The organism is Panacagrimonas sp. (assembly GCF_965216805.1).
In the GTDB taxonomy this organism is placed as follows: domain Bacteria; phylum Pseudomonadota; class Gammaproteobacteria; order Nevskiales; family Nevskiaceae; genus Panacagrimonas.
This window is the reverse complement of sequence record NZ_CBDCGN010000003.1, coordinates 1,651,789-1,677,853: the sequence shown is the minus strand read 5'-3', so window position 1 is coordinate 1,677,853 and position 26,065 is coordinate 1,651,789. Positions and strand designations below refer to the sequence as shown.

27 protein-coding genes and 1 tRNA gene are annotated in these 26,065 nt (G+C 66.4%); 19 read left to right on the top strand and 9 right to left on the bottom strand.

Annotated features, from left to right (window positions below; genetic code table 11):
* The first annotated feature begins 12 nt into the window (after nt 1-12).
* The 5 genes from cbiB (at nt 13) to cobT (ending at nt 5,058) form a co-directional block, all read left to right on the top strand.
* On the top strand, nt 13-948 hold the full coding sequence (cbiB, locus tag ACOOHP_RS20635; RefSeq protein WP_420468354.1) for an adenosylcobinamide-phosphate synthase CbiB: 936 nt from the start codon (nt 13-15) through the stop codon (nt 946-948).
* Complete coding sequence (gene cobD, locus ACOOHP_RS20630; protein ID WP_420468353.1) at nt 941-1,939, top strand: threonine-phosphate decarboxylase CobD; 999 nt, start codon at nt 941-943, stop codon at nt 1,937-1,939. Before cbiB ends, cobD begins: the two co-directional genes overlap by 8 nt.
* Before the next feature lie 61 nt (nt 1,940-2,000).
* Entirely contained in the window at nt 2,001-3,470 is a 1,470-nt protein-coding gene (locus ACOOHP_RS20625; RefSeq protein ID WP_420468352.1) for a cobyric acid synthase, read from the top strand.
* Entirely contained in the window at nt 3,467-4,000 is a 534-nt protein-coding gene (cobU, locus tag ACOOHP_RS20620) for a bifunctional adenosylcobinamide kinase/adenosylcobinamide-phosphate guanylyltransferase (protein ID WP_420468351.1), read from the top strand. The genes ACOOHP_RS20625 and cobU overlap by 4 nt, the downstream gene beginning before the upstream one ends.
* Nucleotides 3,997-5,058: a nicotinate-nucleotide--dimethylbenzimidazole phosphoribosyltransferase gene (gene cobT / locus ACOOHP_RS20615; protein ID WP_420468350.1), complete on the top strand. Its 1,062-nt coding sequence runs from the start codon at nt 3,997-3,999 to the stop codon at nt 5,056-5,058. Before cobU ends, cobT begins: the two co-directional genes overlap by 4 nt.
* A 13-nt stretch (nt 5,059-5,071) precedes the next feature.
* Here cobT and ACOOHP_RS20610 read toward each other — a convergent pair whose 3' ends face one another.
* A complete protein-coding gene (locus ACOOHP_RS20610; RefSeq protein ID WP_420468349.1) occupies nt 5,072-5,449 on the bottom strand; it encodes a glycine zipper family protein in 378 nt (125 codons plus the stop codon).
* 466 nt (nt 5,450-5,915) lie between these two features.
* Here ACOOHP_RS20610 and ACOOHP_RS20605 point away from each other — a divergent pair, with 466 nt between their 5' ends.
* Nucleotides 5,916-8,168, top strand: coding sequence for an LTA synthase family protein (locus ACOOHP_RS20605; RefSeq protein ID WP_420468348.1), 2,253 nt, complete (start codon nt 5,916-5,918; stop codon nt 8,166-8,168).
* Nucleotides 8,169-8,430: 262 nt separating this feature from the next.
* On the opposite strand, the gene dcd is transcribed toward ACOOHP_RS20605, so the two are convergent.
* Nucleotides 8,431-8,997, bottom strand: coding sequence for a dCTP deaminase (gene dcd, locus ACOOHP_RS20600; protein WP_420468347.1), 567 nt, complete (start codon nt 8,995-8,997; stop codon nt 8,431-8,433).
* 28 nt (nt 8,998-9,025) lie between these two features.
* Nucleotides 9,026-9,622: a hypothetical protein gene (locus tag ACOOHP_RS20595; RefSeq protein ID WP_420468346.1), complete on the bottom strand. Its 597-nt coding sequence runs from the start codon at nt 9,620-9,622 to the stop codon at nt 9,026-9,028.
* A gap of 33 nt (nt 9,623-9,655) precedes the next feature.
* Here ACOOHP_RS20595 and ACOOHP_RS20590 point away from each other — a divergent pair, with 33 nt between their 5' ends.
* A complete protein-coding gene (locus ACOOHP_RS20590; protein WP_420468345.1) occupies nt 9,656-10,582 on the top strand; it encodes a 2OG-Fe(II) oxygenase in 927 nt (308 codons plus the stop codon).
* A 153-nt stretch (nt 10,583-10,735) separates the two neighbouring features.
* Complete coding sequence (locus tag ACOOHP_RS20585; protein WP_420468344.1) at nt 10,736-12,046, top strand: hypothetical protein; 1,311 nt, start codon at nt 10,736-10,738, stop codon at nt 12,044-12,046.
* A 116-nt stretch (nt 12,047-12,162) separates the two neighbouring features.
* On the opposite strand, the gene apbC is transcribed toward ACOOHP_RS20585, so the two are convergent.
* Nucleotides 12,163-13,245 (bottom strand): iron-sulfur cluster carrier protein ApbC, encoded by a 1,083-nt coding sequence (gene apbC, locus ACOOHP_RS20580; protein WP_420468343.1) that lies wholly within the window; start codon nt 13,243-13,245, stop codon nt 12,163-12,165.
* Nucleotides 13,246-13,349: 104 nt separating this feature from the next.
* Between apbC and ACOOHP_RS20575 the strand changes: the two genes are divergently transcribed.
* From ACOOHP_RS20575 to clsB, 5 genes are all read left to right on the top strand, one after another.
* On the top strand, nt 13,350-13,808 hold the full coding sequence (locus ACOOHP_RS20575; RefSeq protein ID WP_420468342.1) for a flavodoxin family protein: 459 nt from the start codon (nt 13,350-13,352) through the stop codon (nt 13,806-13,808).
* Nucleotides 13,809-13,897: 89 nt separating this feature from the next.
* Nucleotides 13,898-14,386, top strand: a complete 489-nt coding sequence (locus tag ACOOHP_RS20570) for an SET domain-containing protein (protein ID WP_420468761.1) — start codon at nt 13,898-13,900, stop codon at nt 14,384-14,386.
* 80 nt (nt 14,387-14,466) lie between these two features.
* Entirely contained in the window at nt 14,467-15,153 is a 687-nt protein-coding gene (locus ACOOHP_RS20565) for a TVP38/TMEM64 family protein (RefSeq protein ID WP_420468341.1), read from the top strand.
* A gap of 88 nt (nt 15,154-15,241) precedes the next feature.
* On the top strand, nt 15,242-15,955 hold the full coding sequence (locus ACOOHP_RS20560) for an endonuclease/exonuclease/phosphatase family protein (protein WP_420468340.1): 714 nt from the start codon (nt 15,242-15,244) through the stop codon (nt 15,953-15,955).
* Complete coding sequence (gene clsB, locus ACOOHP_RS20555) at nt 15,952-17,220, top strand: cardiolipin synthase ClsB (protein WP_420468339.1); 1,269 nt, start codon at nt 15,952-15,954, stop codon at nt 17,218-17,220. Before ACOOHP_RS20560 ends, clsB begins: the two co-directional genes overlap by 4 nt.
* Before the next feature lie 24 nt (nt 17,221-17,244).
* Here the strand turns inward: clsB and ACOOHP_RS20550 are convergent, their stop codons facing one another.
* Nucleotides 17,245-17,694 (bottom strand): acyl-CoA thioesterase, encoded by a 450-nt coding sequence (locus ACOOHP_RS20550; RefSeq protein ID WP_420468338.1) that lies wholly within the window; start codon nt 17,692-17,694, stop codon nt 17,245-17,247.
* Between the two features lie 302 nt (nt 17,695-17,996).
* On the opposite strand from ACOOHP_RS20550, the gene ACOOHP_RS20545 reads away from it, so the two are divergent.
* Nucleotides 17,997-20,168, top strand: a complete 2,172-nt coding sequence (locus ACOOHP_RS20545) for a molybdopterin-dependent oxidoreductase (RefSeq protein WP_420468337.1) — start codon at nt 17,997-17,999, stop codon at nt 20,166-20,168.
* An 82-nt stretch (nt 20,169-20,250) separates the two neighbouring features.
* Here the strand turns inward: ACOOHP_RS20545 and ACOOHP_RS20540 are convergent, their stop codons facing one another.
* Together ACOOHP_RS20540 and ACOOHP_RS20535 are read right to left on the bottom strand one after the other, a co-directional pair.
* Nucleotides 20,251-20,553, bottom strand: coding sequence for a hypothetical protein (locus ACOOHP_RS20540; protein ID WP_420468336.1), 303 nt, complete (start codon nt 20,551-20,553; stop codon nt 20,251-20,253).
* 231 nt (nt 20,554-20,784) lie between these two features.
* Nucleotides 20,785-20,860 (bottom strand) — tRNA-Ala (locus ACOOHP_RS20535).
* A 52-nt stretch (nt 20,861-20,912) separates the two neighbouring features.
* Between ACOOHP_RS20535 and ACOOHP_RS20530 the strand changes: the two genes are divergently transcribed.
* Together ACOOHP_RS20530 and ACOOHP_RS20525 are read left to right on the top strand one after the other, a co-directional pair.
* Complete coding sequence (locus ACOOHP_RS20530) at nt 20,913-21,641, top strand: TIGR04282 family arsenosugar biosynthesis glycosyltransferase (RefSeq protein ID WP_420468335.1); 729 nt, start codon at nt 20,913-20,915, stop codon at nt 21,639-21,641.
* Nucleotides 21,642-21,665: 24 nt separating this feature from the next.
* Complete coding sequence (locus tag ACOOHP_RS20525; protein WP_420468334.1) at nt 21,666-21,896, top strand: hypothetical protein; 231 nt, start codon at nt 21,666-21,668, stop codon at nt 21,894-21,896.
* Between the two features lie 21 nt (nt 21,897-21,917).
* Here the strand turns inward: ACOOHP_RS20525 and ACOOHP_RS20520 are convergent, their stop codons facing one another.
* Both ACOOHP_RS20520 and ACOOHP_RS20515 read right to left on the bottom strand, forming a co-directional pair.
* Nucleotides 21,918-22,613, bottom strand: a complete 696-nt coding sequence (locus ACOOHP_RS20520) for an LOG family protein (RefSeq protein WP_420468333.1) — start codon at nt 22,611-22,613, stop codon at nt 21,918-21,920.
* Between the two features lie 53 nt (nt 22,614-22,666).
* Nucleotides 22,667-24,343, bottom strand: coding sequence for an AMP-binding protein (locus tag ACOOHP_RS20515; RefSeq protein WP_420468332.1), 1,677 nt, complete (start codon nt 24,341-24,343; stop codon nt 22,667-22,669).
* An 87-nt stretch (nt 24,344-24,430) separates the two neighbouring features.
* On the opposite strand from ACOOHP_RS20515, the gene ACOOHP_RS20510 reads away from it, so the two are divergent.
* Genes ACOOHP_RS20510 through ACOOHP_RS20500 form a run of 3 tightly spaced genes read left to right on the top strand, consistent with a single transcriptional unit; the run spans nt 24,431 to nt 25,946 of the window.
* Nucleotides 24,431-25,576 carry an acyl-CoA dehydrogenase family protein gene (locus ACOOHP_RS20510; protein WP_420468331.1) on the top strand — a complete coding sequence of 382 codons (1,146 nt, stop codon included), beginning with the start codon at nt 24,431-24,433 and terminating at the stop codon, nt 25,574-25,576.
* The gene (locus tag ACOOHP_RS20505; protein WP_420468330.1) at nt 25,573-25,725 is read left to right on the top strand and encodes an acyl-CoA dehydrogenase family protein; all 153 of its coding nucleotides are present in this window, start codon (nt 25,573-25,575) and stop codon (nt 25,723-25,725) included. Before ACOOHP_RS20510 ends, ACOOHP_RS20505 begins: the two co-directional genes overlap by 4 nt.
* Nucleotides 25,722-25,946, top strand: coding sequence for a hypothetical protein (locus tag ACOOHP_RS20500; RefSeq protein ID WP_420468329.1), 225 nt, complete (start codon nt 25,722-25,724; stop codon nt 25,944-25,946). The genes ACOOHP_RS20505 and ACOOHP_RS20500 overlap by 4 nt, the downstream gene beginning before the upstream one ends.
* Nucleotides 25,947-26,065 lie beyond the last annotated feature (119 nt).

Genomic DNA, 26,065 nt, shown 5'->3' with positions numbered 1-26,065 from the left:
GTTTGAGCTGAAGTGATCGCGCTGATCGCCACCCTTGCGGTCCTCGCGGATCTGCTCTTGGGCGAACCGCGACGCGCGCATCCGCTGGTGGGCTTTGGGCGCACTGCGCAGCACATCGAGCGCGCGCTGCACGGTGGCACAGATCGCACCGCGACCCTGCGCGGCGTGCTCGCGCTGATGCTCGCGGTGATCCCGCCGACCGCGCTGTGCGCCGCCCTGCTGGCGCTGCTGGGCGAGATGCCGGCGGTGGTCGCGGCCATCGAGATTGCCGTGCTCTGCTTCGTCCTCGGCCATCGCAGCCTGCGCGAACACGCGGGCGCCGTGCGATCCGCCTTGCGCCTCGCCGACCTGCCGCTGGCGTGTCGTCGCGTCGGTGACATGGTCAGCCGTGACACCGGCGAAATGGACGGCCCGCGCATCGTTGCCGCCACCGTCGAGTCGGTGCTGGAGAACGGATCCGACGCAGTCTTCGGCGCCTTGTTCTGGTTTGCGGTCGCCGGTGCGCCGGGCGCGCTGGCCTATCGGCTGGTGAACACACTGGACGCCATGTGGGGCTATCGCACGCCGCGTTACCAACATTTCGGCTGGGCGGCGGCGAGACTGGACGATGGGCTCAACTGGATGCCCGCACGGCTGACGGCACTGAGCTACGCCCTGCTGGGTTCGAGCCGCAGCGCGTGGCACTGCTGGCGCTCGCAAGCGCCGTTATGGGACAGCCCCAACGGCGGCCCGGTGATGGCCGCCGGCGCCGGCGCGCTGCAGATTCGGCTCGGCGGCACTGCCACTTATCACGGCATTTCCAAGACGCGCCCTGCGCTGGGCATGGGGGCCGAGCCCGGCATCGCCGACATCGAACGCAGCCTGCGTCTGGTGTCGCACGGCCTGCTGTTGTGGCTCGCCGCGTTGTGGCTCATCTCCTTGGGTCTTGCGGTGGTGATCGATGCTTGAGCATGGCGGCAACCGGACCGCGGCGGCGCGACGCTACGGCATTGCGGCGACCGATTGGCTGGACCTGTCGACCGGCATCAGTCCCTGGTCATGGCTGGACCCGCAGGCGCCACCACCGAGTCGCGAGAGCTGGACGCGACTGCCGGAGGAAGAAGACGGCCTGCACGCCGCCGCTCGCACCTGCTACGGCGCGCCGGCCTTGCCGGTGGCCGGCTCGCAGGCCGCACTGCAGGCCTTGCCGCTGCTGCGTGCGCCGGGTCGGGTCGGCCTCTTTCATCCTTCCTACGCCGAGCACGCGGAACGCTGGCGAGGTGCCGGACATACGCTGGTGACGCTGCCCTCCGGCCTGCAACATCCGCCGCTTGAATCGCTGGACGTGATGGTGGTGGTCAACCCCAACAATCCCGATGGCCGGCGCTACGCGCGCCACACTCTGCTGGCCTGGCATGAACGCCTGCAGGCACGCGGCGGCTGGCTGGTGGTGGACGAGGCCTTTGTCGACGCCGAACCCGAACTGAGCCTGGCCGACTGCAGCACGCGGCCGGGTCTGGTGGTGCTGCGCTCGTTGGGAAAATTCTTTGGCCTGGCCGGCGCCCGGGTGGGCTTCGTGTTGTGCGAAGCACGGCTGCAGACACACCTGCGCGAGCACCTGGGCCCCTGGGCGCTCGCCGGGCCGAGCCGCGAAATCGCCTGTCGCGCGCTGCAAGACCGCTTGTGGCAGCGCGATCAGCGCCGACGCCTGCATGCCGCCAGCCAATTGTTGCGCGCTCTGCTGCAGCGCGCCGGGCTGCAACCAGACGGCGCCTGCGCGCTGTTCCAGTGGGTGCGCAGCGAGCGCGCTGAGCAACTGCAGGAGGCGCTGGCGGCGCAGGGCATTCTCGTACGCCGCTACCGCGATCCGGCCGGCTTGCGCTTCGGGCTACCGGGCCCGGAGGCGGACTGGCAGCGGCTGGAAGCCGGGCTCGCCTCTGTGCAGGTGCACTGCAGATGAACCCCGCAACTGATCGAGGCGCCCGGCGCACACTGGCAGGCTCCTATCTGCAGGCCCCGCCATGACGTCCGCCACCCTGATGGTCCAGGGCACCACCTCCGATGCCGGCAAGACCACCCTGGTCGCCGGCCTGTGCCGCGTGCTCAAGCGTCGCGGCGTCGCGGTGGCGCCGTTCAAGCCGCAGAACATGGCGCTCAATTCGGCGGTGACGGCAGACGGCGGCGAGATCGGTCGGGCGCAGGCGCTGCAGGCACAGGCGGCGGGCATCGCACCCACCACCGACATGAATCCGGTGCTGCTCAAGCCCAACTCCGACATCGGCGCCCAGGTCATTGTCCACGGCCGGGCGGTGACCGATCTCGATGCGCGCGGCTACCACGACTACAAGCGCGTGGCGATGCAGGCGGTGCTGGCCTCGCACGCGCGGCTGTGTGCGCGCTACCAGGCCATCGTCGTGGAGGGCGCCGGTTCGCCGGCGGAGATCAACCTGCGCGCTCACGACATTGCCAACATGGGATTTGCCGAGGCAGTGGACTGCCCGGTGGTCCTGATCGCGGATATCGACCGCGGCGGCGTGTTCGCCCATCTGGTCGGCACCCTGGCGCTGCTCAGCGCCAGTGAACGGGCCCGCGTGCGCGGCTTTGTCATCAACCGCTTTCGCGGCGACATCGCCCTGCTGGAGCCCGGCCTGCGCTGGCTGGAAGACCGCACCGGCACGCCGGTGCTGGGCGTGCTGCCCTATCTTCACAGCCTGCATCTGGACGCCGAAGACGCCATTGCCCGCGACGTGCCGGCGCAGCACGGCGAACTGAAGGTGGTGGTGCCGGTGTTGCCGCGCATCAGCAACCACACCGACTTCGATGCGCTGCGCCGCCACCCGCAGGTCGACTTCCACTTTGTCGGCCCTGGCCAGACACCGCCACCCGCCGACCTGGTGATCCTGCCCGGCTCGAAATCGGCGCGCGCCGATCTGGCCCATCTGCGCGCACAGGGTTGGGAGGCTTATCTGCAACGGCATCTGCGCTACGGCGGCAAGCTCATCGGCGTCTGCGGAGGGCTGCAGATGCTGGGTCGGACGCTGTCCGATCCGCAGGGCATCGAGGGAAGACCCGGCGACAGCGAAGGTTTCGGCTGGCTGGACCTGTACACCGAGCTGCGGCCGCACAAGCAATTGCGCACGGTCAGCGGCCACCTGCTGCTGTCGAGCCCGGGCGTGCCCGTCGAGGGTTACGAGATTCACTGCGGGGTCAGCAGTGGCCCGGCGCTGGCGCGGCCGGCGCTGCGACTGCAGGACCGCGACGATGGCGCGGTGTCCGTCGACGGCGCCATCTTCGGCAGCTACGTGCACGGTCTGTTCGACACCCCGCAAGCCCTGAGCGCGGTACTGCAATGGGCCGGCCTGCGCCAGGTCCAGACCCTGGATGTGGCGGCGCAGCGCGAGGCCGCGCTGGACCGTCTTGCCGATACGTTGGAACAGCACCTGGATCTCGACGCGGTGATCGGGCTGCTGCAACCACGGGAAACGACATGACCGCAGCTTCCATCCTGATTCTGGGCGGCGTGCGCTCGGGCAAGAGCCGCCTGGCGGAGCGCATCGCCAGCGACAGCGGCTTGCCGGTGACCTACGTCGCCACAGCAACCGCGGGTGACGATGCCGAGATGCAGCAGCGCATCGCTCAGCATCGAAGCCGCCGTCCAGCGAACTGGCACACCGTGGAGGAACCCACCCAGCTTGCCCGCCGCTTGCGTGAGAATTGCGCGCCGCAACACTGCGTGATCGTGGACTGCCTGACGCTGTGGCTCACCAACCTGCTGTGCAGCGCAGACCCGGCGCTCCTGCGCGGACAAGTCGACGAGCTGGTCGAAACGCTGCCGCGGCTGCCCGGCACGCTGATTCTGGTCGGCAACGAAACCGGCCTGGGGGTGGTGCCGCTGGGCGCCCTGAGCCGCCAGTTCGTGGATGAGGCCGGCGAACTGCACCAGCGGCTGGCGGAACGTTGCGAGCAGGTGATCTTCACCGTGGCGGGACTGGCGCAGGTCCTCAAGGGTGTGCAGCGGTGAGCGCGGCAGCCGCCTGGTGGCAGCACGCAGTCGCCGCACCCGACGCCGCCGCGATGCAAGCCGCGCGGCGACGCCAGGCCCAGCTGACCAAGCCAGCCGGATCGCTGGGTGCGCTGGAGACGCTGGCGATCCGTCTGGCCGGCCTGCAAGGCCGCGCCTGCCCGCGACTCGATCATGTGCACATCAGCGTGTTCGCCGCCGACCACGGCGTCGCGGCTGAAAACGTCTCCGCGTTTCCGCAGGCGGTGACGGCGCAGATGATCGATAACTTCGCTGCCGGCGGCGGTGCCATCAACGTGCTGGCGCGCCAACTCGGCGCGAGTCTGGAAGTGATCGACCTCGGCACCGTGGCGCCGTCGCGCGGTGGAGACATCGTGCGCCGCGAGCACATCGCGCCCGCCACCGCCAACCTTGCGCAACAGCCCGCCATGAGCATGGTGCAACTGCAACGTGGTCTGGCCAGCGGTCGCAACGCCGTCGAGCGCGCGACGGTCGCCGGCGCGCAGCTTTTCATCGGCGGCGAGATGGGCATCGCCAACACCACCGCGGCCACCGCGCTGACCTGCCAGCTATTGAACTTGGCGCCGGCCCAACTGACCGGCCCCGGTACCGGTCTGGACGCGTCCGGCGTCGCGCACAAGACCCGGGTGATCGAAACCGCGTTGCGCTTGCACGGCCCTGCCTGCACCACGCCGCTGGAAGCCCTGCGCCGACTCGGCGGCTTTGAGATCGCCGCCCTGACGGGCGCGCTGATCGCCGCCGCGCAGCGTCGATTGCCGGTGCTGGTGGACGGTTACATTGTCGGCGTGTCGGCACTGGTCGCGACCCGACTCGTCGAGCGCGTCGGCGACTGGCTGATCCATTCGCACCGCTCTGCCGAGCCCGGACACCGTTCTGTGCTCGCGGCGCTGGACGCGCGACCCCTGCTCGACCTGGACCTGCGCCTGGGAGAAGGCAGCGGTGCTGCCATCGCCGTGCCGCTGCTGCGCCTGGCCTGCGCACTGCATGGCGAGATGGCGACTTTTTCCGACGCTCAGGTCGCAACCGGAAACGCCTGACCCTGTCGCTCGGCTAGTTCAGCACCCGATATCCGCGCCCACGCAGACAATTACGCAGCACCTGACCTTTCTCGCTATCGCCGCGCACCGCGCCCTTGGCACCGCCGACCACGCCGCCAGCGCCGGCGCCACGCGCCACGTCGCTGCTGTTGCCGAAGATCGCGCCCAGCGCGGCGCCGACCGCTGCGCCAAAACCGGCACTCTTGGCGACCTGCCCACCGGTGTTGACCTGTCCCGCGTAGGTCTGGCACTCGGCGTAGTCCTGATCGTAGCGGCTCATGTCGACACCCTTGGTGTCGACGATGACGCGATTGCTTGCGCACCCGGCAACGCCCAAGGCAATCAGGAACGCCGCAAACGCGGGTCGCCATATCTGCTTGTTGGTGCTCATGGCTGAATCTCTCGCACACGTGAATTAAGCCTAAGGTTAGCGCGTCGAAATGGCGTCTGCCGGCATGCAAGCTGAACCGGCAGGGCCGTCACCAGGGCGTCGTACGTAGCCGCGCTGCGCTCAGCGATCGGGACGGCGACTGGGCGCCGGCTGGTGCGAACCGGCGCGCGCAGGGGCCGGGGTTCAGCTTCACCGCATCAACATCCGTTGGCGAGTGGCCGGCCCCGGCATGAGTTCCGTGGGCGTTCCCGATATCGATCCGGGGAGCGTCGACGTTGTCGGGTTGCCGGATCAAGTCAATCTGGGCCGGGTGATCGCCCGCCCGGCGTCACCGATCTTGCCGCCTTGGCGCGCCGCTCGGAAAATTCCCTCTTTGCGGTGTCCATAACGCTGACGCCCGCAAACGGGCGAGCCTGAATACCGGAATCAAGACCGTACCGAACTGGAGGAATCGAAGGATGGCTGGGTGGATGTCGATCGGAAACGCACGGTGATCGATCGGGCTGCAGTGCTGTTGCGGCCCTGGGCGGTTGCGTTCGCAGGGCTGCTGCTGATGCGGGCGCTGCTGCTGGCCCAGAGCTCGGTGCCGGCCCAACAGCCGGCCCTGATACTGCTGGCCGACGCCATGACCGCACTGGCCCTGGTCCTGCTCCGACCGGTCGCGCTGCCCAGCCCCTGGCCGATCGTCGTCTACGCGCCCCTGATCGCGCTGGTGTATCACCTGGCCGGCACGCATGCGGAAATTCACGGCAGCTTCTTTCGACTGGCCCACTTCATCCAGGCGCTGGATGGCGAGTTTCTGTCATCGACCCTGTCATGGCATTTCTTCGGCTACTTTCCGCTGTACCTGACGGTCGCGTCGGGATGGCTGTTTGCACTGACGCGCAGCGTCCCATCGTCCTTGCAACCCTCGAAGTTGCGGCGCCGGCCGACCGCAGTCCTGCTGCTCGGCCTGCTCGCCGGTTACTACCTGCTGACACCGAGCCCGACGCACCCGAGCAACAACCCGTTGCTAGCGACTGCCGTGCAGATTCCCGGCGCTTTCTGGCGCGCGTCCGCTCGCGATGAGGAAAGCATTCTGGTGGTGCCGGATGCGGAAACCGACCCGGTGTTCTTTCTGCGCGATCAGTCCGGCCAGGCTCGTTCGGCACGCCCGAACGTGCTGCTGATCCTGGTCGAGGGCCTGTCCGGCGCCTACCTGCCGTCGGTGGCGAGGCACCACGGCCTGGCACCGGATCTGGCGCTGCCCGAACTGGACCGGCAATTACAGCAGTACGGTTTCCAGGTGTTCCCCAATGCCGTGTCCATGCAACGGCAGACCCACCGCGGCACTTATTCGGCCCTGTGCGGCGACTATCCCCGGATCACCACCAGCGTGCCGAAAATGACGCTGGTCGCCAGCGCCGGCGCCCCGATCGAATGCCTGCCGCGCGTGCTGAAGGACGCCGGCTATCGGACCGCCTACGTTCAGGCCGCGCCGTTGTCGTTCATGGACAAGGACGTGTTCATGCCACTGGCGGGATTCGAGGAGGTGGTCGGGCGCGCCGAACTGGATGCGCTCGGGGTTCCGTCGGAAGGCTGGGGAGCCGATGACGGCGTGTTCCTGGGCGCGGCCTTCGAGCAGATCCGCGCACTGCAGGCTGGTAATCGGCCCTGGTTCGCCACGCTGCTCAACGTTGCCACCCACCACCCGTTCACCCATGACGAGGTGGACACCGGGCCTGATGCGGTCCTGATTCGCCGCACCCGGGCGTTCGAGTTGCTGACCCAGGCCCTGGCCGAACTGCTGCGCAAGCTGCAACAGGAAGGTGTCCTCGACAACACACTGGTCATCGTCAGCTCGGACGAGGCTGGCGGCTTTCAGCAGGAAGGCAACCTGCGCGAAATGCTGCCGAACAATTTCGGGATGATGGCGCTGCGCATGCCCGGCAAGGGTCAATGGCCGCAGCTGGCGCCGGCCGAAACCCTGGTGGCGCACATGGACGTTGCCGTCACCGTGCTGGATCTGCTGGGGCTGGACGATGTCAGCAACATGATCGGCAGCAGCATGCTGCACAACCCGCATCGTCGACCCCGGGGGCTGCTGTTCGGCGACACCTACAGCGCGCGCTCCTATTTTCTCTACGACCATGGCGAGCTGGTTGCTTGCGACGAAACCCTGTTGCGTTGCCAGACATGGCATTTCGACCCGAAGCGCATGTTCGGGACCTTGGTGGCGGCCGACACGACCGCTCGCCTGGGCCTGTCGGCGCGCAACCGGATCGTCGGTGAAGCGTCGCTGATCAGGGATGTCGGCGTGGCAACCGTCGACCGATACCGCGTCGCGCCCGGCACCATCACCCGCCGCCGCGCGTATCTCGGCGGTCAAAAAATGCCGATCACCGATGGCGACGTGCTGGAGGTGACGGTGGAAGCCCAGGCTCTGCCAGAAGATGAAAGCACTCTACGCGAAGGCAACCTGCGCGTGGTGATGCTCGATGGCGGCAATGGCGATCTGCTGGAGGAACGCGAGATCCGGGTTCAGGGCACCTATCCGCTGACCACCAAACTGCTGCTGCCGGCGCCGAAGCGACCCGTGAAAGTGGACGTCGATCTGCACTGGGAGCCTGACGACGACCGCGACGAACTGGCGGTGCGCTCGCTGGACGTGCGCCGCAAGCCCGATCCTGCTGCGCGTCGGGACGAGCCGCCAGCGCCCGCTACGGCAGAACGGGACTGACTCCGGCCAGAAGCTGCAATTCGCAGCGCGAGGGATCGACGGCAAGGCGAGCGACGAGATCGCGGCTCGCGGCGCAGACCGTCGTGAACGCTACAGTGTGGAAAAAGCACTTGCCACGGATTTCACGGATGACACAGATCGAAAATCAGCGACTCGCCAGCGCCGATCAAGGCACCCTAACGCTGAAGCAAAGATTGCCAGCCGATTTATGTTTTGATCGGTGTTTATCCGTGAAATCCGTGGCTAATCGCCGTTTTTAGATTCAGGTCTTGGGCAAGGTCACGCCTCTCTGACCCTGATACTTGCCGCCGCGATCCTTATAGCTGGTCCCGCAGACCTCGTCGGATTCCAGGAACAGCATCTGCGCAATGCCTTCGTTGGCGTAGATCTTCGCGGGCAGCGGCGTGGTGTTGGAGAACTCCAGGGTGACGTGACCTTCCCACTCCGGCTCCAGCGGGGTGACGTTGACGATGATGCCGCAGCGCGCGTAGGTGCTCTTGCCCAGGCAGATGGTGAGCACGCTGCGCGGGATGCGGAAATATTCCACCGTGCGCGCCAGCGCAAACGAGTTGGGCGGAATGACGCAGCACGGCCCCTTGAAGTCCACGAAGCTGCCGGAATCGAAGGCCTTGGGATCGACGATGGTGGAGTTGATGTTGGTGAAGATCTTGAATTCGTCGGCGCAGCGCACGTCGTAGCCGTAGCTGCTGGTGCCGTAGCTGACGATGCGATGGCCGTCCGCCGCGGTGCGTACCTGACCAGGCTCGAAGGGCTCGATCATGCCCTGCTCGGCCATCCGGCGTATCCAATGGTCAGACTTGATGCTCATCGAGATCCTTGCAGCGTGAAGGTTTCCGTTACGGAATGATTGCGGCAGATTGCACGTACATCAGTTCGCAGGCGCCCCGCCCGCGGTCGCTTCGTGTGAGCGAGGTGGACCAGCGCCAACCGTCTGCGCCGATGGCGTCCACCAGCAGCCCCTGCAGCCGCACCACCTGGCCGGGGCGCATTCTATCCAGACTGCGTGCCACGCTCGCGTCGGCGGGGATCAGGTGCATGTTGGCGGCGGAGTCGAGTATTTCCTGCGGGGGTGCCGGCGGTGTCTGCCAGCGCAGGCTGAAGTAACGGCCGGACTGGCGGATCTGCATCGCATCCAGCACTTCGGTGCGCGACATGACGCCCCAGCCCAGCGCGAAATCCACCGGCGACAGCGCTGCTTCGCGGCCGAACCTGTACGCGCGCCGACTCAGCAGGCGCGCAGTGATGTCGTAGTGCGCGCGGCGCTGCAGCTCGTAACCGCCATGCACGATGGCGCTGGCTGCACTCGGTGATTGCGCCGGCACACTCGCGACCCGCTCGCCAGGAGGTTGTTCCACGGGCCGGCCCTGCCACCACTGCCAGCCTCCAAAAGCGGCCAGCAACAGCAGCAACCACAAGCGCCGATCATGCATCATGTCGCATCAACAATCGTCAGAGGAACGTCTCAGGTGGATGGGCAAGACCGCGCACTGGCCGCAGCCGCGCAAGCATCTTCGCAGGATGAAGACCACACCACGGTGACCCTGACGCTGCTGCTGGATGGCGGACATCGCCAGCAGGTGGTGACGCGGCTGGACGACCCCGGCCTCGACACCCTGCTGCAGCAACTCACCTTGCACGATGGTGTCACGCGCCTGCTGCAGATTCCGGTGGATGCCGGCGCTGCCATGTTGTGCGTGCGCAGCGATCGGGTGATCGCGTTTACCACCCAGCCGCCCCTCCAGGTGGAACCCGACGCGGTAGCTGCGCCCGCTTCGGCGCCGACCGTATCCGCAGCGGGCGCCGAGGTCGAAGCGTCGAAGATCCTCATCCACGACAACTTCCTGCCGGCCGACCAGCATCGGCGTCTGATCGCCTACGCGCTGGCCAACGAGAAACGATTCGTCGAGACATCCACCTCAACTAACGACCGCAGCTACCGTCAGTCGGTGGTGTTGCACGAGTTTCCGGAGTTTGCCGAGCTGTTCCGCACCCGCATCCGCGCGATGCTGCCGCAGATTGCCGCCGCGCTGCCTTGCGCCGCGCTGGGCGAAACCGTCGAGGCGCAGATGACGTCGCACAACGACGGCGACTACTACAAGGTGCATAACGACAACGGCAGCGCAGACACCGCCAAGCGCGAACTGACCTTCGTCTATTACTTCAATCGGCAGCCCAAGGCCTACCAGGGCGGCGCGCTGCGGGTCTTCGATACGGTGGTTCGCAACGGCTACTACGTGGCCGCCCCCAGCGACCGCCTGGTGGAGCCGCTGGATAATCGCATCGTGTTCTTCATGTCGCGCTACCAGCACGAGGTCACCCCGGTCGCGTGTCCGAGCCGGCTGTTCGCCGACGGCCGCTTCACCGTCAACGGCTGGATCCACAAGCGCCTCTGATTGCGGCGAAAGCCGCTGTATCCCCCACGTTCACGGGATACCCGCCCCTGCCTTCGCTGCGCACACTGCGGGCAGCCATACCGGTTGTCCGCGGATTGGCGCGCACGCGCGCAGGACGCGCGCAAACCCTTTGACCAACGCGTGGGAGATCAGATGCGATTCAAATCGATGAGTGCCGGTGCAGGCAAAAGCCTGCAGGGCGCCCTGATGGTGACGGTGCTGAGTTCGGCGCTGGCCGCCTGCGGCGGCTCCAGCAACGGGTCGGATGGCAGTGCGGCGCCCAGCCCCAGCCCGACTCCGACCACCCCAAGCCCCTCGCCGGATCCAACTCCCGCGCCGACGCCGGACCCGACGCCCGCACCAACGCCGGACCCGACGCCGACACCCACTCCAACCCCGATCCCGGACCCCACGCCGAGCCCTACGCCGGACCCCACGCCGACGCCCACACCCGACCCGACGCCCACGCCGGATCCGACCCCGAGTCCCACCCCAGACCCGACGCCAACACCGACGCCCGATCCCACACCGAGTCCGACGCCCACTCCAGACCCGGCGCCCAGCCCCACGCCGGCTGACGAGCGCAACGTGGTTCTGGGCGCTGAGGCGCAGGCGACCGTGGACCTGTCCACGCCGGCCAAGGCGGCGCAATACGTGGCGACCGTTCTGGTCGCCAGCGAGACCGCGTCCGATCAAGGCGACGAAAGCAGCGCCGCATCGGCAGGCGCCTCCTCGGCGTCCGCCAAGGCGGTCATGAGCTGCGCCGGCGGCGGCAGCGTCGACAGCACCAGCGTCGGCATGCCCCCTGCTCCCACCACCAACACCTCGGTGTACAACCAGTGCGTGATCGAAGGCGGCGGCCTGAGCACCCTGTTCGACGGCACCATCCAATCGACCAGCAGCGTCGTCGGCTTTCCGATCCCGTCACAGCTATCGCTGGACATCGCCTTTGGCGTCGGCGACGAGACCTATCTGGTCGAGACCCTGGCCCCGGCCGACGAGCGCTTCCGCACCTTGCTGCTCGGCGAGTTCGAACTCGACACCACCTTGTCGGCCACCACCTTCCAACCCACCGAAGCGACCGGCACCGGCCGCTTCGAAGGTGCCAGCATCAATCTCGCGCGACCGGACGCACCGCGCGCGGATTACCGCCTGGGCAATGCGTCGACGCCGTACACCTTCCAGATCGCGTTCGACGCGCAGGGCGAACGCGGCAGCATCGCCTTCAGCGGCCCGTATCAGGTGTCCAGTCCCTGTGGCAGCGGCAGCGGAACCATCGCCACGCCGACGCCGCTGGTGACCAATGGCGAGGGCGACATCCTGTCCGGCCAGATGACCATCAGCAGCGGGGCAGGCAACGCGACCTACACCTTCTCCAGCGGCTCGGTCACGGTCTCTACTGCCGGCGGCACGCAGACCTACACGCGCGACGAACTGGCCAATCTGTGCACCTTGTTCGACTGAGCGCCTGACGATTTGACGGGCGGTGGGATGCGCCTGCAGTTGCAGCTTGAACCACGCGCCGGTGGCTTCAAGGTGCCACCGCAGTGCGCATCCCACCTCAACCCGGCAACGCCTTCTCAGTCGTCAGCGATGCTGATCTGCGGGAAGTCCTCGCCCAGCCCGCCATGGGCCAGACGCGCTGCTGCGCGGCGTGCGATGTCACGATAGATCGCCGACATCTGCGACTCCGGTTCGGCCGCCACCGTGGGCCTGCCGCCGTCGGCCTGTTCGCGGATACGGCCGTCCAGCGGGATGCGTCCCAGCACCTCCACACCGTACTGCTCGCTCATGCGGTCGCCGCCACCGGCACCGAAAATTTCGCTGCGATGCCCGCAGTTGGGGCAGCAGAAGAAACTCATGTTCTCCACCAGCCCCAGGATCGGCACTTCGACCTTGCGAAACATCTGCAGGCCTTTCCTGGCGTCGATGAGGGCGATGTCCTGCGGCGTGGTCACCACCACCGCGCCGGACACGGGTATGCGCTGCGACAGGGTGAGCTGAATGTCGCCGGTGCCCGGCGGCAGGTCCACGATGAGATAGTCCAGATCCTGCCAGCGGGTTTCGAACACCAGTTGCATCAAGCCCTGCGTGGCCATCGGGCCGCGCCAGATCATCGGCTGATCCTCGTCGATCAGAAAGCCGATGCTCATTGCCTGCAGGCCCAGCGCTTCGATCGGCAGCATGACCTTGCCGTCCGGCGAACGCGGCTTTTCGGTGGTCCCCAGCATGCGCGGCTGGCTAGGCCCATAAATGTCCGCATCCAGAATGCCGACGCGGGCGCCTTCCGCCAGCAGCGCCAGCGCCAGATTGACGGACACGGTGGACTTCCCCACGCCGCCCTTGCCGGAGGCCACCGCGATCACGTTCCTGACGCCCGCGATGGGCTGCAACTGACCCTGCACCGACTGGCTGCGAATGCTCCAGCCAACCTGTACCTGCGCCTCTACCCCTAGCTTGGTGCGCAAGGTGCCGCGGATGGATTCGCCCAATTGCTCGCGATAACCCGCCGCCGGAAAGCCCAGTTCGATCTGCACCTGCGCGATGCCGTTGCGAACCTGCACCTCGCGTATCACCTCGGCCTCCAGCAGACTCTTGCCGATCACCGGATCAAGGTGATCCTGCAGGGCGGCACGGATGGCGTCGGGTGTGAGATCGGACATCGCAGCGAAACTCGTTGGCGAAAGGGTCGGGCAGTCTAAGCCCTGGGGCGGGACGGCCCAACCCGCGCACTGGCCATTACCGTCCAGTCGTGAAGAATATCCCGATGAAACACCTGCTCATCGTCTACAGCACCCAGACCGGGCGCACCCGGCAACTGGCCGACGCGGCCTGCCAGGGTGCCGCCGAACTGGCCGACGAAGTGGAACTGCGCTGCCTGCGGGCAGGCGAAGCCGACTTGGACGATCTGCTGTGGGCACACGGCCTGCTGATCGGCTCGCCGGAGAATTTCGGATATCTGTCCGGCGCGGTGAAGGATTTCCTGGATCGCACCTACTATCCGGCCGAGGGCAAAACTGTGGGGCTGCCATACGCGATGTTCGTATCGGCCGGCAACGACGGTAGCGGCGCGGTGCGCGCACTGGAACGAATCGCCAGCGGCTATCAGTGGAAGCGCGTGGCAGAGCCGCTGATCTGCAAGGGCGAGCTCGAATCTGATTCCCTGGCGGCGGCACGCGAGCTGGGCCAGACCTTGGCGGCAGGTATTGCGTTCAGTGTGTTCTGAGTCGCCGCGCGTCGACCGCGGGCATGTCCGGAGTGCATCGGCACGACAGGTGCAAGACAATCCACGCCCCCTCTTTGCTTGACCTCTCTATGCTGCGTTCCATTACCGTCCGGCGTTCGCCGATCCACGGCAACGGCGTTTTTGCCGCCCGCAAGCTTCCCGCAGGACACCGCGTCATCCAGTATCGAGGCAAAGTGGTCTCGCACGATGAGGCCGATGCGCTGTACGACGGCAGCGTGGAATCCGGCCACACGTTCCTGTTCACGCTCAACGAAAGCTACATCGTCGACGCCAACCGTCGTGGCAACGATGCCCGCTGGATCAATCACAGTTGCGATCCCAACTGCCAGGCGGTGATCGAAGAACACCCGAGCGCAGACCCGGCCAAGGACCGCATCTTCATTGAAACGCTCCGACCCGTAGCCCGTGGTGAAGAACTGACCTACGACTACGGCATCAAGCTTGAAATCCGCCACACCGCGAGACTCAAAGCCTTATGGGCCTGCCGCTGCGGCAAGCCCACCTGCACCGGCACTATGCTCAAGGCCAAGCGCCGGGCACGTAGCGTGCGGGACTGAGTCCTGCATATTCGAATCCAAAGCGGCCATCCGATGACCTCTGCCTGCTGTCACCCTCGAATCCGGAGCGCACTGCGCGCGTGATCGGCTCACGCACGCACAAGGGGCTCTTCTGGATCACCGCTGCGCTCGTTGTGGTGGCGGGCCTGCTCGCGCTGTGGCGTTTCACGCCGCTCGGCGAATGGACCCAACCCGAGCGCATTGCCGCGCAGCTGTCCGCGCTGGCGGGCTCACCCTGGGCCCCGCTGAGCCTGGGCCTGCTGTATCTGGTGGCGGCGCCGCTGCTGTTTCCCATCATCGCGCTCAATCTGGCGGTGATCCTGGCGCTGGGCCCGGTGTATGGGGTCGCCTACGCCATGTACGGGACGCTGTTGTCCGGACTGGCGGCATTCCTGGTCGGGCGCCGCTTTGGACCGCGGCCGCTGCAGGGACTGAACAGCGAGCGGCTGAACAAGGCCCTGAAGATCATTCGCAGCAGCGGCCTGCCAGGCATGATCATGCTGCGCATGGTGCCGGTGGCACCCTATCCGGTGGTGAACCTGATGCTTGGCGCTGGCGGCGTCGGGGTATGGACGTTCCTGATCGGAACGGTGTGCGGGGTGCTGCCGTTTCTCATCGCGATGGGGGTGCTGGGCTTCCAGCTTCGCGAAGTCGTTCAGGAACCGGACGCCATGGGTGTGGGGATACTGATAGGGCTGCTGGCGGCCTTCGCGATGCTGGCGTGGTGGATCAAGCGTCGACTCTCGGCGCGTCTGGCAGAGACCTGAATCCATCGCGCGCTGCTCGCCGGCAGCCGCCAACGCCTACTCGAACCCAGCGCTGCGGGAGGGTCGCATCAAGATACTGACGCTCAACATGCACAAGGGATTTTCGGCCCTGAACCGTCGTTTTGTCCTGCACGAGCTGCGCGAAGCCATCGGTGCATCGCATGCGGACGTGGTGTTGTTGCAGGAAGTCCTGGGCGAGCACAAGGAGCACTCGACCCGCTGGGAGCGCTGGCCGGAGCACAGCCAGTACGAGTTCCTGGCCGACACTCTTTGGTCGGCATACGCCTATGGCAAGAACGCGGTCTATCCCGCCGGACATCACGGCAACGCGCTGCTGTCGAAGTTTCCGATCGCGCATCACGACAACCACGACGTGTCGGTCTACAAGCACGAAAAGCGCGGCCTGCTGCACTGTGTGCTGGCGGTCCCCGACTGGCCGCAGCCACTGCATTGCATCTGCGTGCATCTGGGACTGTTCGAGCGCCACCGGCGCGAGCAACTGCAGATGATGCGTGCGGTGATGCGCGAACAGGTGCCGGCCGACGCGCCCTTGCTCGTTGGCGGCGACTTCAACGACTGGCGCGAAAGCGCACATGACGTGCTGGCCGACAGCGGCCTGCGAGAGGTGTTCATCACCGCATTCGGACGCGCGGCGCGCACGTTTCCTGTGCGTCTGCCGCTGCTGCGGCTGGACCGGATCTACGTACGCAATGTCGCCGCACAGCAGCCGCAGGTGCTGACCGGGCCGCCGTGGAGCCGGCTGTCCGATCACGCGCCGATGATGGTGGATCTGCAGCTGTGAACGGGCGCCAGTGGACCCGCGGCAACCGGATCGAGTTGCTGGAAAACGGCGAGGAATACTTTCCCAGCGTGTTCGACGCCATCGCCGGTGCCGCGCGCGAAGTGATGGTCGAAACCTTCATCTGGAAGGACGATCGCGTCGGGCGCGAGCTGCATGGCGCGTTGATTGCGGCGGCCAGACGCGGGGTGTCGGTGGACATCGCCGTGGACGGCTACGGTTCGGCGGGCCTGGTGACGCCGCCCGGGCAGGAATTTGTCGCTTCTCTTGCCGAGGCCGGGGTGCGCCTGCACGTGTACTGCCCGCTGCCGCCGATCATGGGTCTGCAAACCAATCTGTTCCGGCGCCTGCACCGCAAACTGGTGGTGGTGGACGGACGCATCGCCTATGTCGGTGGCATCAACTACTCCGACGAGCACATGCGTTACCACGGCGACAAGTCCAAGCAGGACTATGCGGTCAAGGTCAGCGGGCCGGTGGTGAACGATATCCACGACTTCTGCAGTGCTGCGCTGGAGGACAGCGGCCGACCGCGTCGTCGTCGCAGCTTGCGCGGCCTGCTGCGCTGGTTGCCGCGTGGCTGGAACACCCCGCGCTCCGACGCGCAGGTGCTGTTCGTCACCCGCGACAATCACGACCATCGCACGGCGATCGAGGCCATGTATCGCCTGGGTCTGCGCAACGCCCAGCGCGACGTCATCCTGATGAATGCGTACTTCTTTCCGGGCTATCGGTTCCTGCGCGCGCTGCGCCAGGCGGTGCAGCGCGGCGTGCGCGTGCGTCTGGTGCTGCAAGGAGAGCCGGACAAGGCTTACGTAAAATTCGCGGGCGCCACGCTGTACGACCACCTGCTCAACGTCGGCGTGGAAATCTGGGAGTTCATGGAACGGCCGGCGCACGCCAAGATCGCGGTGATGGACGAGCACTGGGCCACGGTCGGTTCCAGCAACCTGGACCCGTTCAGCCTGTCGCTGAACCTGGAGGCCAATCTGTTCATCCGCGACCGCGCGTTCGCCGCCACGATGCGCGAACGCATCGAAAACCTTCTACAGGATCACTGCCGCCGGGTCACTCGTGAGGAGGTGGCACACCGGCACCCGATCTGGCACCTCTGGCGCTGGGTCGGCTATCACCTGTTACGTCACTTTCCCCGGCTGGCGGGGCTGGTGCCGGTGCTGACACCGAGACTGGCGACGCTGGACCGACCGGACCACGATGTCGCCACTGCTGCCGACGTGCTCGAACGCTTGCGCGCCGAGCGCAAATAGTGCTCGGGCGCCGCCACCCGCGGGTCAGGCCCGCGGCAGATGTCCGGCGTGATCGACGCGGACACCGGGCGCGCCCCGTTGCAGGCGCTCGCGCATGTCCGGCGGCACCGCTTTCTTGCTCAGCGTGGCGTGGTCCACCAGCACGTAGACGGTTTCGGCGCTGCACAACACCAGCGCCTGTCCCGCCACCCGAAATTCGCAGCTCAAAGCGAACGAGGTGTTGCCGACCCGCTGGGTCTCGACTGTGGCTTCCAGAACATCGTCGTAGTGCGCGGGTGCGCGCCACTCCTTGACCTGCCTGACCAGCTGAAAGTCCAGCTCCGCAGACTGCATCTGGTCGCCGTAGCCCAGCGCACGCAGAAACTCGGTGATCGCCAGATCGACGTAATCGCCATAGCGTGCGTTGAACACGACTTTTTGCGCATCGCATTCGCCGTAACGCACGCGCAGGTAGTAGTGGAAAGCTTCGGTCATGCCGGTTGCTCGCAAGAAAGCCTGCGTCATTGTGGCGTCAAAGCATGCGGCGTAGCATCAGATGACTTCGCGTACCCAGACGTTGGTTCAGGGAGGAAGCCATGACCTTGTGTCCCGTCGCGCTGGCAGCCGGCTGCCGCAGCTGTCTGCTATTCAGAATCTGTCCCGCAAAAGGTTTGATCGGCGACTACAAGAAAGACGACGAGCGGTCCAAGTCCGGACCCTCGAAATCGAACCCGCCCAAGCTCTGAACGCAGACGGCGTCGCAGCCTGTCGTAAACCGTCCGCCCAGGGAGAATCGCGTGTCAGAAGCCCGCACGCACTATGGCGCCTGCAATCTTTGCGAGGCCATCTGCGGCCTTGAGTTCAAGGTGCAGGATCAGCGCATCGTTGCGGTGCGCGGCGACGCCGCCGATCCGTTCTCGCGCGGGCACGTGTGCCCCAAGGCGGTCGCGCTCAAGGATCTGCACGAGGATCCGGACCGCCTGCGCCGGCCCTTGCGCCGCACCGACGCGGGCTGGAAGGAGATCGCCTGGGACGAGGCGTACGCGCTGGCGGCACGGCAGCTCTACGCCGTCCGGCAAGCCCATGGTGCCAACAGCGTGGCGGTGTATCAGGGCAATCCTTCGGTGCACAACTACGGCAATCTCACCCATGCGCAGAATTTCCTGGGCCTGCTGAAGACGCGCAATCGCTACTCGGCGACATCGGTGGACCAGTTGCCGCACCAGTTGGTGGCCTACTGGATGTTCGGCCACCAGTTGCTGCTGCCGATCCCCGACATCGACCGCACCCAGCACTTCCTGGTGCTCGGCGCCAATCCCATGGCATCCAACGGCAGCCTGATGACAGTGCCGGATTTTCGCGGCCGCCTGAAGGCGCTGCAGACACGCGGCGGTCGCATGGTGGTCATCGATCCGCGTCGCAGCGAAACCGCGGCGGTGGCCGACGAACATCACTTCATCCGGCCCGGCAGCGACGCTGCGCTGCTGCTCGCGCTGCTGCAAGTGCTGTTCGAAGAGGATCGAGTCCGGCCCGGGCGGCTGCTCGAATTCACCCGTGGAGTGGACGCGATCCGAACTGTGGTGGAGCCGTTCACGCCCGAGTCCGTCGCTGCCATCACCGGCATCGCGCCCGGCACCATCCGCCGCATTGCGCGCGAGTTTTCGGACTCGCCAGCGGCCGTCGCGTACGGACGCATGGGCGTGTCCACCCAGGCCTACGGCAGCCTGTGTCAGTGGGCGATCAATCTGCTGAATCTGCTCAGCGGCAATCTGGATCGCGCGGGCGGTGCCCTGTTCACGAGCCCGGCGGTGGATCTGCTCAAGGGCCAGACCAACCCGGGGCACTACAACCTGTGGCAATCGCGGGTGCGTGGCCTGCCCGAGTTCAGCGGCGAACTGCCGGTGGCGGCCCTGGCCGAGGAGATGCTCGCGCCCGGCGACGGGCAGATACGCGCACTGGTCACCGTGGCCGGCAATCCGGTGTTGTCCACGCCCAGCGGCCGTCGGCTCGAACACGCGCTCGGCGGCCTCGAGTTCATGGTTGCGGTCGACTTCTACCTCAACGAGACCACCCGCCATGCGCACCTGATTCTGCCGCCCACCTGCGCCGTCGAGCACGATCATTACGACCTGATCTTCCATCATCTGGCAGTACGCAACACCGCACGCTGGTCGCCGCCGCTGTTCGAAAAGCCGGAACACGCACGGCACGACTGGCAGATCTTCAACGGACTAGCCCGCGCCTATCGCAGGCAGCTCGATGCCGGGCAGGCGCCGGGACTGCGCCGGCAGCTCGGCAAGCTTCCCGCGCTGGCCAAGCAAAGGCTCAGGCCCGATCAGCTGATCGACCTGGGCCTGCGCCTGGGGCCTTACGGTGCCTGGGCACGCAAGCCGCAGCGCCTGTCGCTGCGCCGTCTCAAACAGCATCCGCACGGCCTCGATCTGGGCCCGCTCCAGCCCGCGCTGCCGGCGCGCCTGTTCACCGCCGACCGGCGCGTCCGCTGTGACATCCCCGAACTGCTTGCCGACGTCGACCGCCTGCGCGCCCACCTGGTGCAGCCCGGCCCACCCGGCGAACTGCGGCTGATCGGTCGGCGCCATCTGCGCAGCAACAATTCCTGGATGCACAACGCCGAGCGCCTGGTGAAAGGCAAAGATCGTTGCCTGCTGCTGATCCATCCCGACGACGCGCAGCGCCATGCCTTGAGCGACGGCGACCTCGCGCAGGTGCACAGTCGCGTCGGCAGTCTGCAGGTGCGGGTGCAGATCAGCGCCGCCATGATGCCCGGTGTGGTGTCGCTGCCCCACGGTTGGGGCCATCATCGCGACGGCACGCGCCTGCACATCGCGCAGGCCCACGCAGGGGTGAGCCTGAACGACCTGACCGATCAGCTCGAAACCGACCCCGTCTCCGGCAATGCAGCGCTCAACGGGCTCGCGGTGCGGTTGACGACCGCGGCCATCGCCTGAGCTGGGCGGTTCGGCAATCGAAGCACCGGATGCCATCGATCGAAGATCGGCCGCTCGCCCGCACCACGAGCTCGCCGCACGGTCAGCGACATCCGTCCGCCTTCTGCCCCAGGCACTGCTCGATGCGCACCACCTCGCCGTAGGCATCGGCCTGGATCACCACCGTGCGCTTGTTGTAGCCGTCGAATCGGTAGAACAGCAATTGCCCGTCGGGACCGCCGAATTCGTTGACCAGGGACGTGGTCGAGGTGGGTGGCCCCGCCGCAGCCAGCACACCCTCCACGCTCATCCCGGTCTTGATGATCTGGCCCTCCAGTCGAACCGACTGGGCATGCGCAGTCGACAGCATCAAAAACGCCGCCGCGGCCGCAACGAGTCTGTTCATGGGCTCACTCCAGTTCGCCTCGATACCGGGGTCGGCGCACCGCACGCCGGACGATCAAGCACCTGCCATGGCAGCGGACAGTGCCTTGAATGGCGTTGGTCCTGCCGATGACTTCCCATGATCCGCCGGGCTCGCACCGGCTAGCAATCGTCGGTCAGAGGAACACCGGACCGAAAGAACCCCGCTTTCGCGGGGTTCTCCGACTTCTGCGCACTTGCATGCGCCATGTAATGGTGGAGCAGAGGAGGATCGAACTCCCGACCTTCGCATTGCGAACGCGACGCTCTCCCAGCTGAGCTACTGCCCCGTGCGGGGGCGCGAGTATAACCACCGCTCCGGGCCTGCGGTAGTCTGACGCGGTGTCGGCTCGCCCCCCTTTTGTCTCGACTACCGACGGCGACCTTGGCGTCCCGGTCCTGGTCTTTGCGCGTGCCCCCGTCGCGGGGCAGTGCAAGACGCGGCTGATCCCGGCTTATGGCGCCCTGGGCGCGGTGCGCATCCATCGCGCGCTGCTGCAACGCAGTGTGGCCGTCGCCCTGAACGCCGGTTGCGGGCCGGTGCAGCTGTGGTCGGCCTCCCGCGGCCGGCATCCCGTGCTGCAGAGTCTGGCGCGCGGGGCGACCGGCGGTCTGCGGCATCAGTGTGCGGGCGATCTGGGCCGGCGCATGGCTCAGGCCCTGAACTCGGCGCTGCGGGCCGGATATCGTGCGGCCCTGCTGATCGGCACCGACACGGTTGAGCTCAGCGCCGAAGATTTGCGCGGCGCTGCCCACCGCCTGCTCGACGGTGCCGATGCGGTGCTGCAGCCGGCGACCGACGGCGGCTACGTGATGATCGGCACGCGGCGCGCGCTACCCGGCGTGCTGCGAGGGATCGAATGGAGCTCCGGACGCGAACTGGACCAGACCTGCGCCCGTCTGCGGCAGCACGGTTGGCGGATCACGCTGCAGCCGCCCAGGGCGGACATCGATCATCCGGCCGACGTGCGACGGGCACGCCGGCAGGGCTGGGACTGGCGCCAGGAGGCCGTGCTGCCCGCCGCCCCTTCCCGCCCGACTCAAAGCCTGCTACAAGGCGCGCCGTCGTAACGTGATTGGTGCCCGCTCCCGACCATGGCCCGAAAGCCGAAGCAGAAGCCGCAAGCCGAAGCCCCCAAAAGCTTCGATGAATCCGTGCCGTTCGATGCCGACGACGCGGGAGACGATACCGGTCCGGCTGAGCCCGACGTGCCGGATATCGCGCCCCAGACCAAGCTGCGCGACTGGCGCGATGTCGAGCGCTACAAGGAAATGCGCGAGTTGCGCAAGGTCGTGGGCGACGACCTCGACATGGACCTGGACTGAAATCCGGTCGATCGCGCGCAATCAGTCCGGCAGGCCGGGCAGCAGCAGATCCATCGCTTCCTGCGGCGTGTCGGCGTAGCCGTAGAGCCTGAGATCGGCCGGGTTGATCAGGCCGCGACGCGCCAGCGCCTCGAAATTGAATACCTCGGTCCAGAACGCGCGGTCGTACAGCACGATCGGCATCGGCGCAGATTTGCCGGTCTGGGTCAGGGTCAGCAGTTCGAACAACTCGTCCATGGTTCCGAAGCCGCCCGGAAAGATCACGGCTGCACGCGCCAGATTCATGAACCAGAACTTGCGCATGAAGAAGTAGTGAAACACCACTGCGCGCGCGGGATCAACGTACGGATTGGCGCCCTCTTCATGCGGCAGTGAAATGTTCAAACCGATGTTGAGCTGGGCATCGACCCGCGCTGCGCCCTGATGGGCGGCCTGCATGATGCCGGGGCCGCCGCCGGTGACGATGCTGTAGCGATCCTGCGGCGCGTGGCGTTCGGTGGTCCAGCGCGCGATCAGCTCGGCGAGATCGGCGGCGCCCTGGTAGGCCGGATCGTCCTGGGGCAGGCGCGCCGATCCGAACAGAATGACGCCGCGCTTGATCGCCATGTCGCGAAAGCGCCGCTCAGTGTCCAGGTACTCGCACAGGATGCGTACCGCGCGTGCTTCCGGACTCTTGAGGAATTCCGGGTTGAGGTAGGACTTGGGAACGGCGTTCATTTGTATTTTCTTATGGGTCGGAGCGCAGTCTGCGCACGATGCAGCAAGCGCGCTCAGGCGTCCCAGACCACCGGCGACTTGGCCGCCACCCAGCGGTCCACCCTCGGCTCGTAATGCGCCTCGACCACATTGCGCTTGACCTTCAGCGTAGGGGTGACGAAACCACTGTCCACCGTCCAGGCGTCGCCGCTGACGGCTATAAAATCCAGCCGCTCGTGCGCGTCCAGCTGCTGGTTGACCGCGGCCAGATGCGCCTGCAGCGAGTCGGTCACCGCGGCGCGCTGAGTGGCATCCTTACCGCACGCGGCGAGCACGTCCGGCGGCAGGATCACCACCGCGAACGGCTGGCCCAGATTCGCGCCCATGACACAGCAGGCCTCGACCTTGGGGTTCGCCGCCAGGCGATTTTCGATGGGCGCCGGCGCCACGTACTTGCCCTTGGAGGTCTTGAAAAGCTCCTTCACCCGACCGGTGATGCGCAGGCGCCCCTGTTCGTCGAGCTGGCCGCGATCACCGGTGCGCAGCCAGCCGTCCTCGGTCATTGCTTCGCGGGTCTTCTCGGGCTCCCGGAAATAGCCCTGCATCACCGCGCCGCTGCGCATCTGCACTTCGCCGTCCGCGGCCAGGCGACTTTCCACGCCCACGTAAGGCAGTCCGACATACCCGGCCTTGGGGTCGCCGGGCACAGTTGAATGCGAGATACCGCAGTTCTCGGTCATGCCGTAGACCTCGATGATCTCCAGACCCAGGCGCGCATACCAGCGCAGCAGATCCGGCGGCATCGGCGCCGCGCCACCGGCAGCCAGTTGGCATTGATCCAGCCCCAGGCCCGCCAGAATCTTGCGCTTGATGATGCGGTTGAGCAGGGGAATGCGCAGCAGGCGCTCCAGCTTCTCGCGCGGCATCTTGGCGTGGACGCCCTGCTGGAATTTGACCCACAGCCGCGGCACCGAAAAAAACATGGTGGGCCGGGCGCGCTGCAGGTCGGCGGCAAACGTCTCCAGCGACTCGGCAAAGAAGATGTGCGCGCCCATCTTCATCGACAGCACCTCCACCGCATTGCGCTCGGCGATGTGTGACAGCGGCAGGTAGGACAGAAGCCGCGCCCCGGAGCCGAGTTTGAAGCGCTCGTTGGCCGACACCGTGGCGCTGGCAAAATTTCCAAAAGCGTGCATCACGCCTTTCGGCATGCCGGTGGTGCCGGAGGTGTAGATGATGGTGGCCAGATCGTCTGCCGCGCGCAGCGGATTGCCGGCCAGCGGCGCGGTTTTCGCGACGATGTCGTCCCAGTGGGCACAGGACTCCTCGGGCGATAGCGGCAGGCGGATGCGCTCGATGCCCTCGGGCAGGCCGCTGCGCATGGACATCCAGTCGTCGAGCTTGCCGATGAATACCGCGCGCGCCTCGCTGTGGTCCAGGATCTGGCGCACGCTGGCCGCCGTCAGCGTCGGGTACAGGGGCACCGACACGTAGCCGGACATCCAGATTGCAAGATCCGCGATGACCCAGTGCGCGCTGTTCTTGCCGATGATGGCGATGCGCGACCCCGACTCCCAGCCAAACGACTGCAGGTGCGCTGCCATGCGCCGCGCCTGCTCGCCCACCTGCTTCCAGTTCAGCTCCACCACCTGCCCGCCACCGGTCGGCTGGGTGAAGTAGATCTGGTCGGGGTGCTCGCGCTCCTGACGATAGAAACACTGCAGCGGCAGGTCTTGTTCGGCAACCGTCATGGCGGACTCGCTTCGGGTGGGCTTGATCGCATGCTAACGGACGACTAGCGTGGCCGTCAGCCCTTCATCTACCAGACGGTAATCCTGATGACATATCTCAATCCCTTTTACGACAAGGATCACGAAGCCTTTCGCACGCAGGTGAGACGCTTTGTGGAAAAAGAGATTTCACCCAATGTCGAGGCCTGGGAAAACGCCGGCCACTTACCGCGGGAGTTGCATCTGCGCGCGGCCGAGGCCGGGGTGCTGCAGGTCGGCTTTCCCGAGCGCTGTGGCGGCATCGAGGTGCCGGATCTGTTCTACGCCAATGTGCTCACCGAGGAGCTGGCCCGCAGCGGTAGCGGCGGCGTCATTGCCAGCCTGATGAGTCACGGCATCGGCACCCCGCCGATCTGTCACGTGGGCACGCCGGCGCAACAGGAGCGCTTTGCGCGGCCGGTACTGGAGGGACGCAGGATCGCCGCGCTCGCCATCACCGAACCCAGCGGCGGATCGGACGTCGCCAATCTCAAAACCCGCGCGGTCCGCGACGGCGATCACTACGTCGTCAACGGCAGCAAGACCTTCATCACCTCCGGCATGCGTGCCGACTTTCTGACCGCGGCGGTGCGCACCGGCGAGCCCGGCATGAACGGCGTGTCGCTGCTGGTGATCGAGGGCGACACGCCGGGCCTGACGCGCACGCCGCTGGACAAGATGGGCTGGCGCTGCTCCGACACCGCGACGCTGTACTTCGAGGACTGTCGTGTGCCGGTGGATAACCTGATTGGCCGCGAGAATCAGGGCTTCATGGCCATCATGCTCAACTTCAATCAAGAGCGGATCATGCTGGCGGCACAGGCCTACGCGTTCGCCAAGGTCTGCTACGAAGATGCCCTGGACTACGCGCGTGCCCGGGAGACCTTCGGCAAGGCCTTGATCCGCCATCAGGTGATCCGCCACAAGCTGGTGGACATGCGCATGCGCCTGGAGGCGGTCAAGGCCAACCTGGATGTCGTCACCTGGCGGGTATCCCAGCGGCAGACGCCCATCGCAGAGGTCTGCATGCTCAAAAACCTGGCCTGCACTCATCTCGAATGGATCGCCAACGAGGCGATGCAGGTTTTCGGCGGCGCGGGCTACTTGCGCGGTGCACGGGTGGAGCGGATCTACCGCGAAACCAAGGTCCTCACCATCGGCGGCGGCTCGCTGGAGATCATGAAAGACCTGGCGGCGCGGCAGCTCGGATATTGATCGCGGTAGACGCCCGCTCCCGCACCCACGCTCGCGCCAGCGCTCGCGACACCGTGTCGCGGGCGTACCGCGAAACCAAGGTCCTCACCATCGGCGGCGGCTCGCTGGAGATCATGAAAGACCTGGCGGCGCGGCAGCTCGGATATTGATCGCGGTAGACGCCCGCTCCCGCACCCACGCTCGCGCCAGCGCTCGCGACACCGTGTCGCGGGCGTACCGCGAAACCAAGGTCCTCACCATCGGCGGCGGCTCGCTGGAGATCATGAAAGACCTGGCGGCGCGGCAGCCTGGAACGGGAGGCCCCGATATTCAGGTTCGACAAAAATTTCTGCTTGCTAATTTCAAACAAGTCAGTAAATTAGGGCATTAACTTAAAGTCGTTTGAACGCTGACCTGTAACACGGCATCCGCTACACTCGCGCACAGACTGGATTCACTCAACAAAAACCGCTTCTCAGGGGGCTGTATGGCTGCTATTGGCAATCGCGT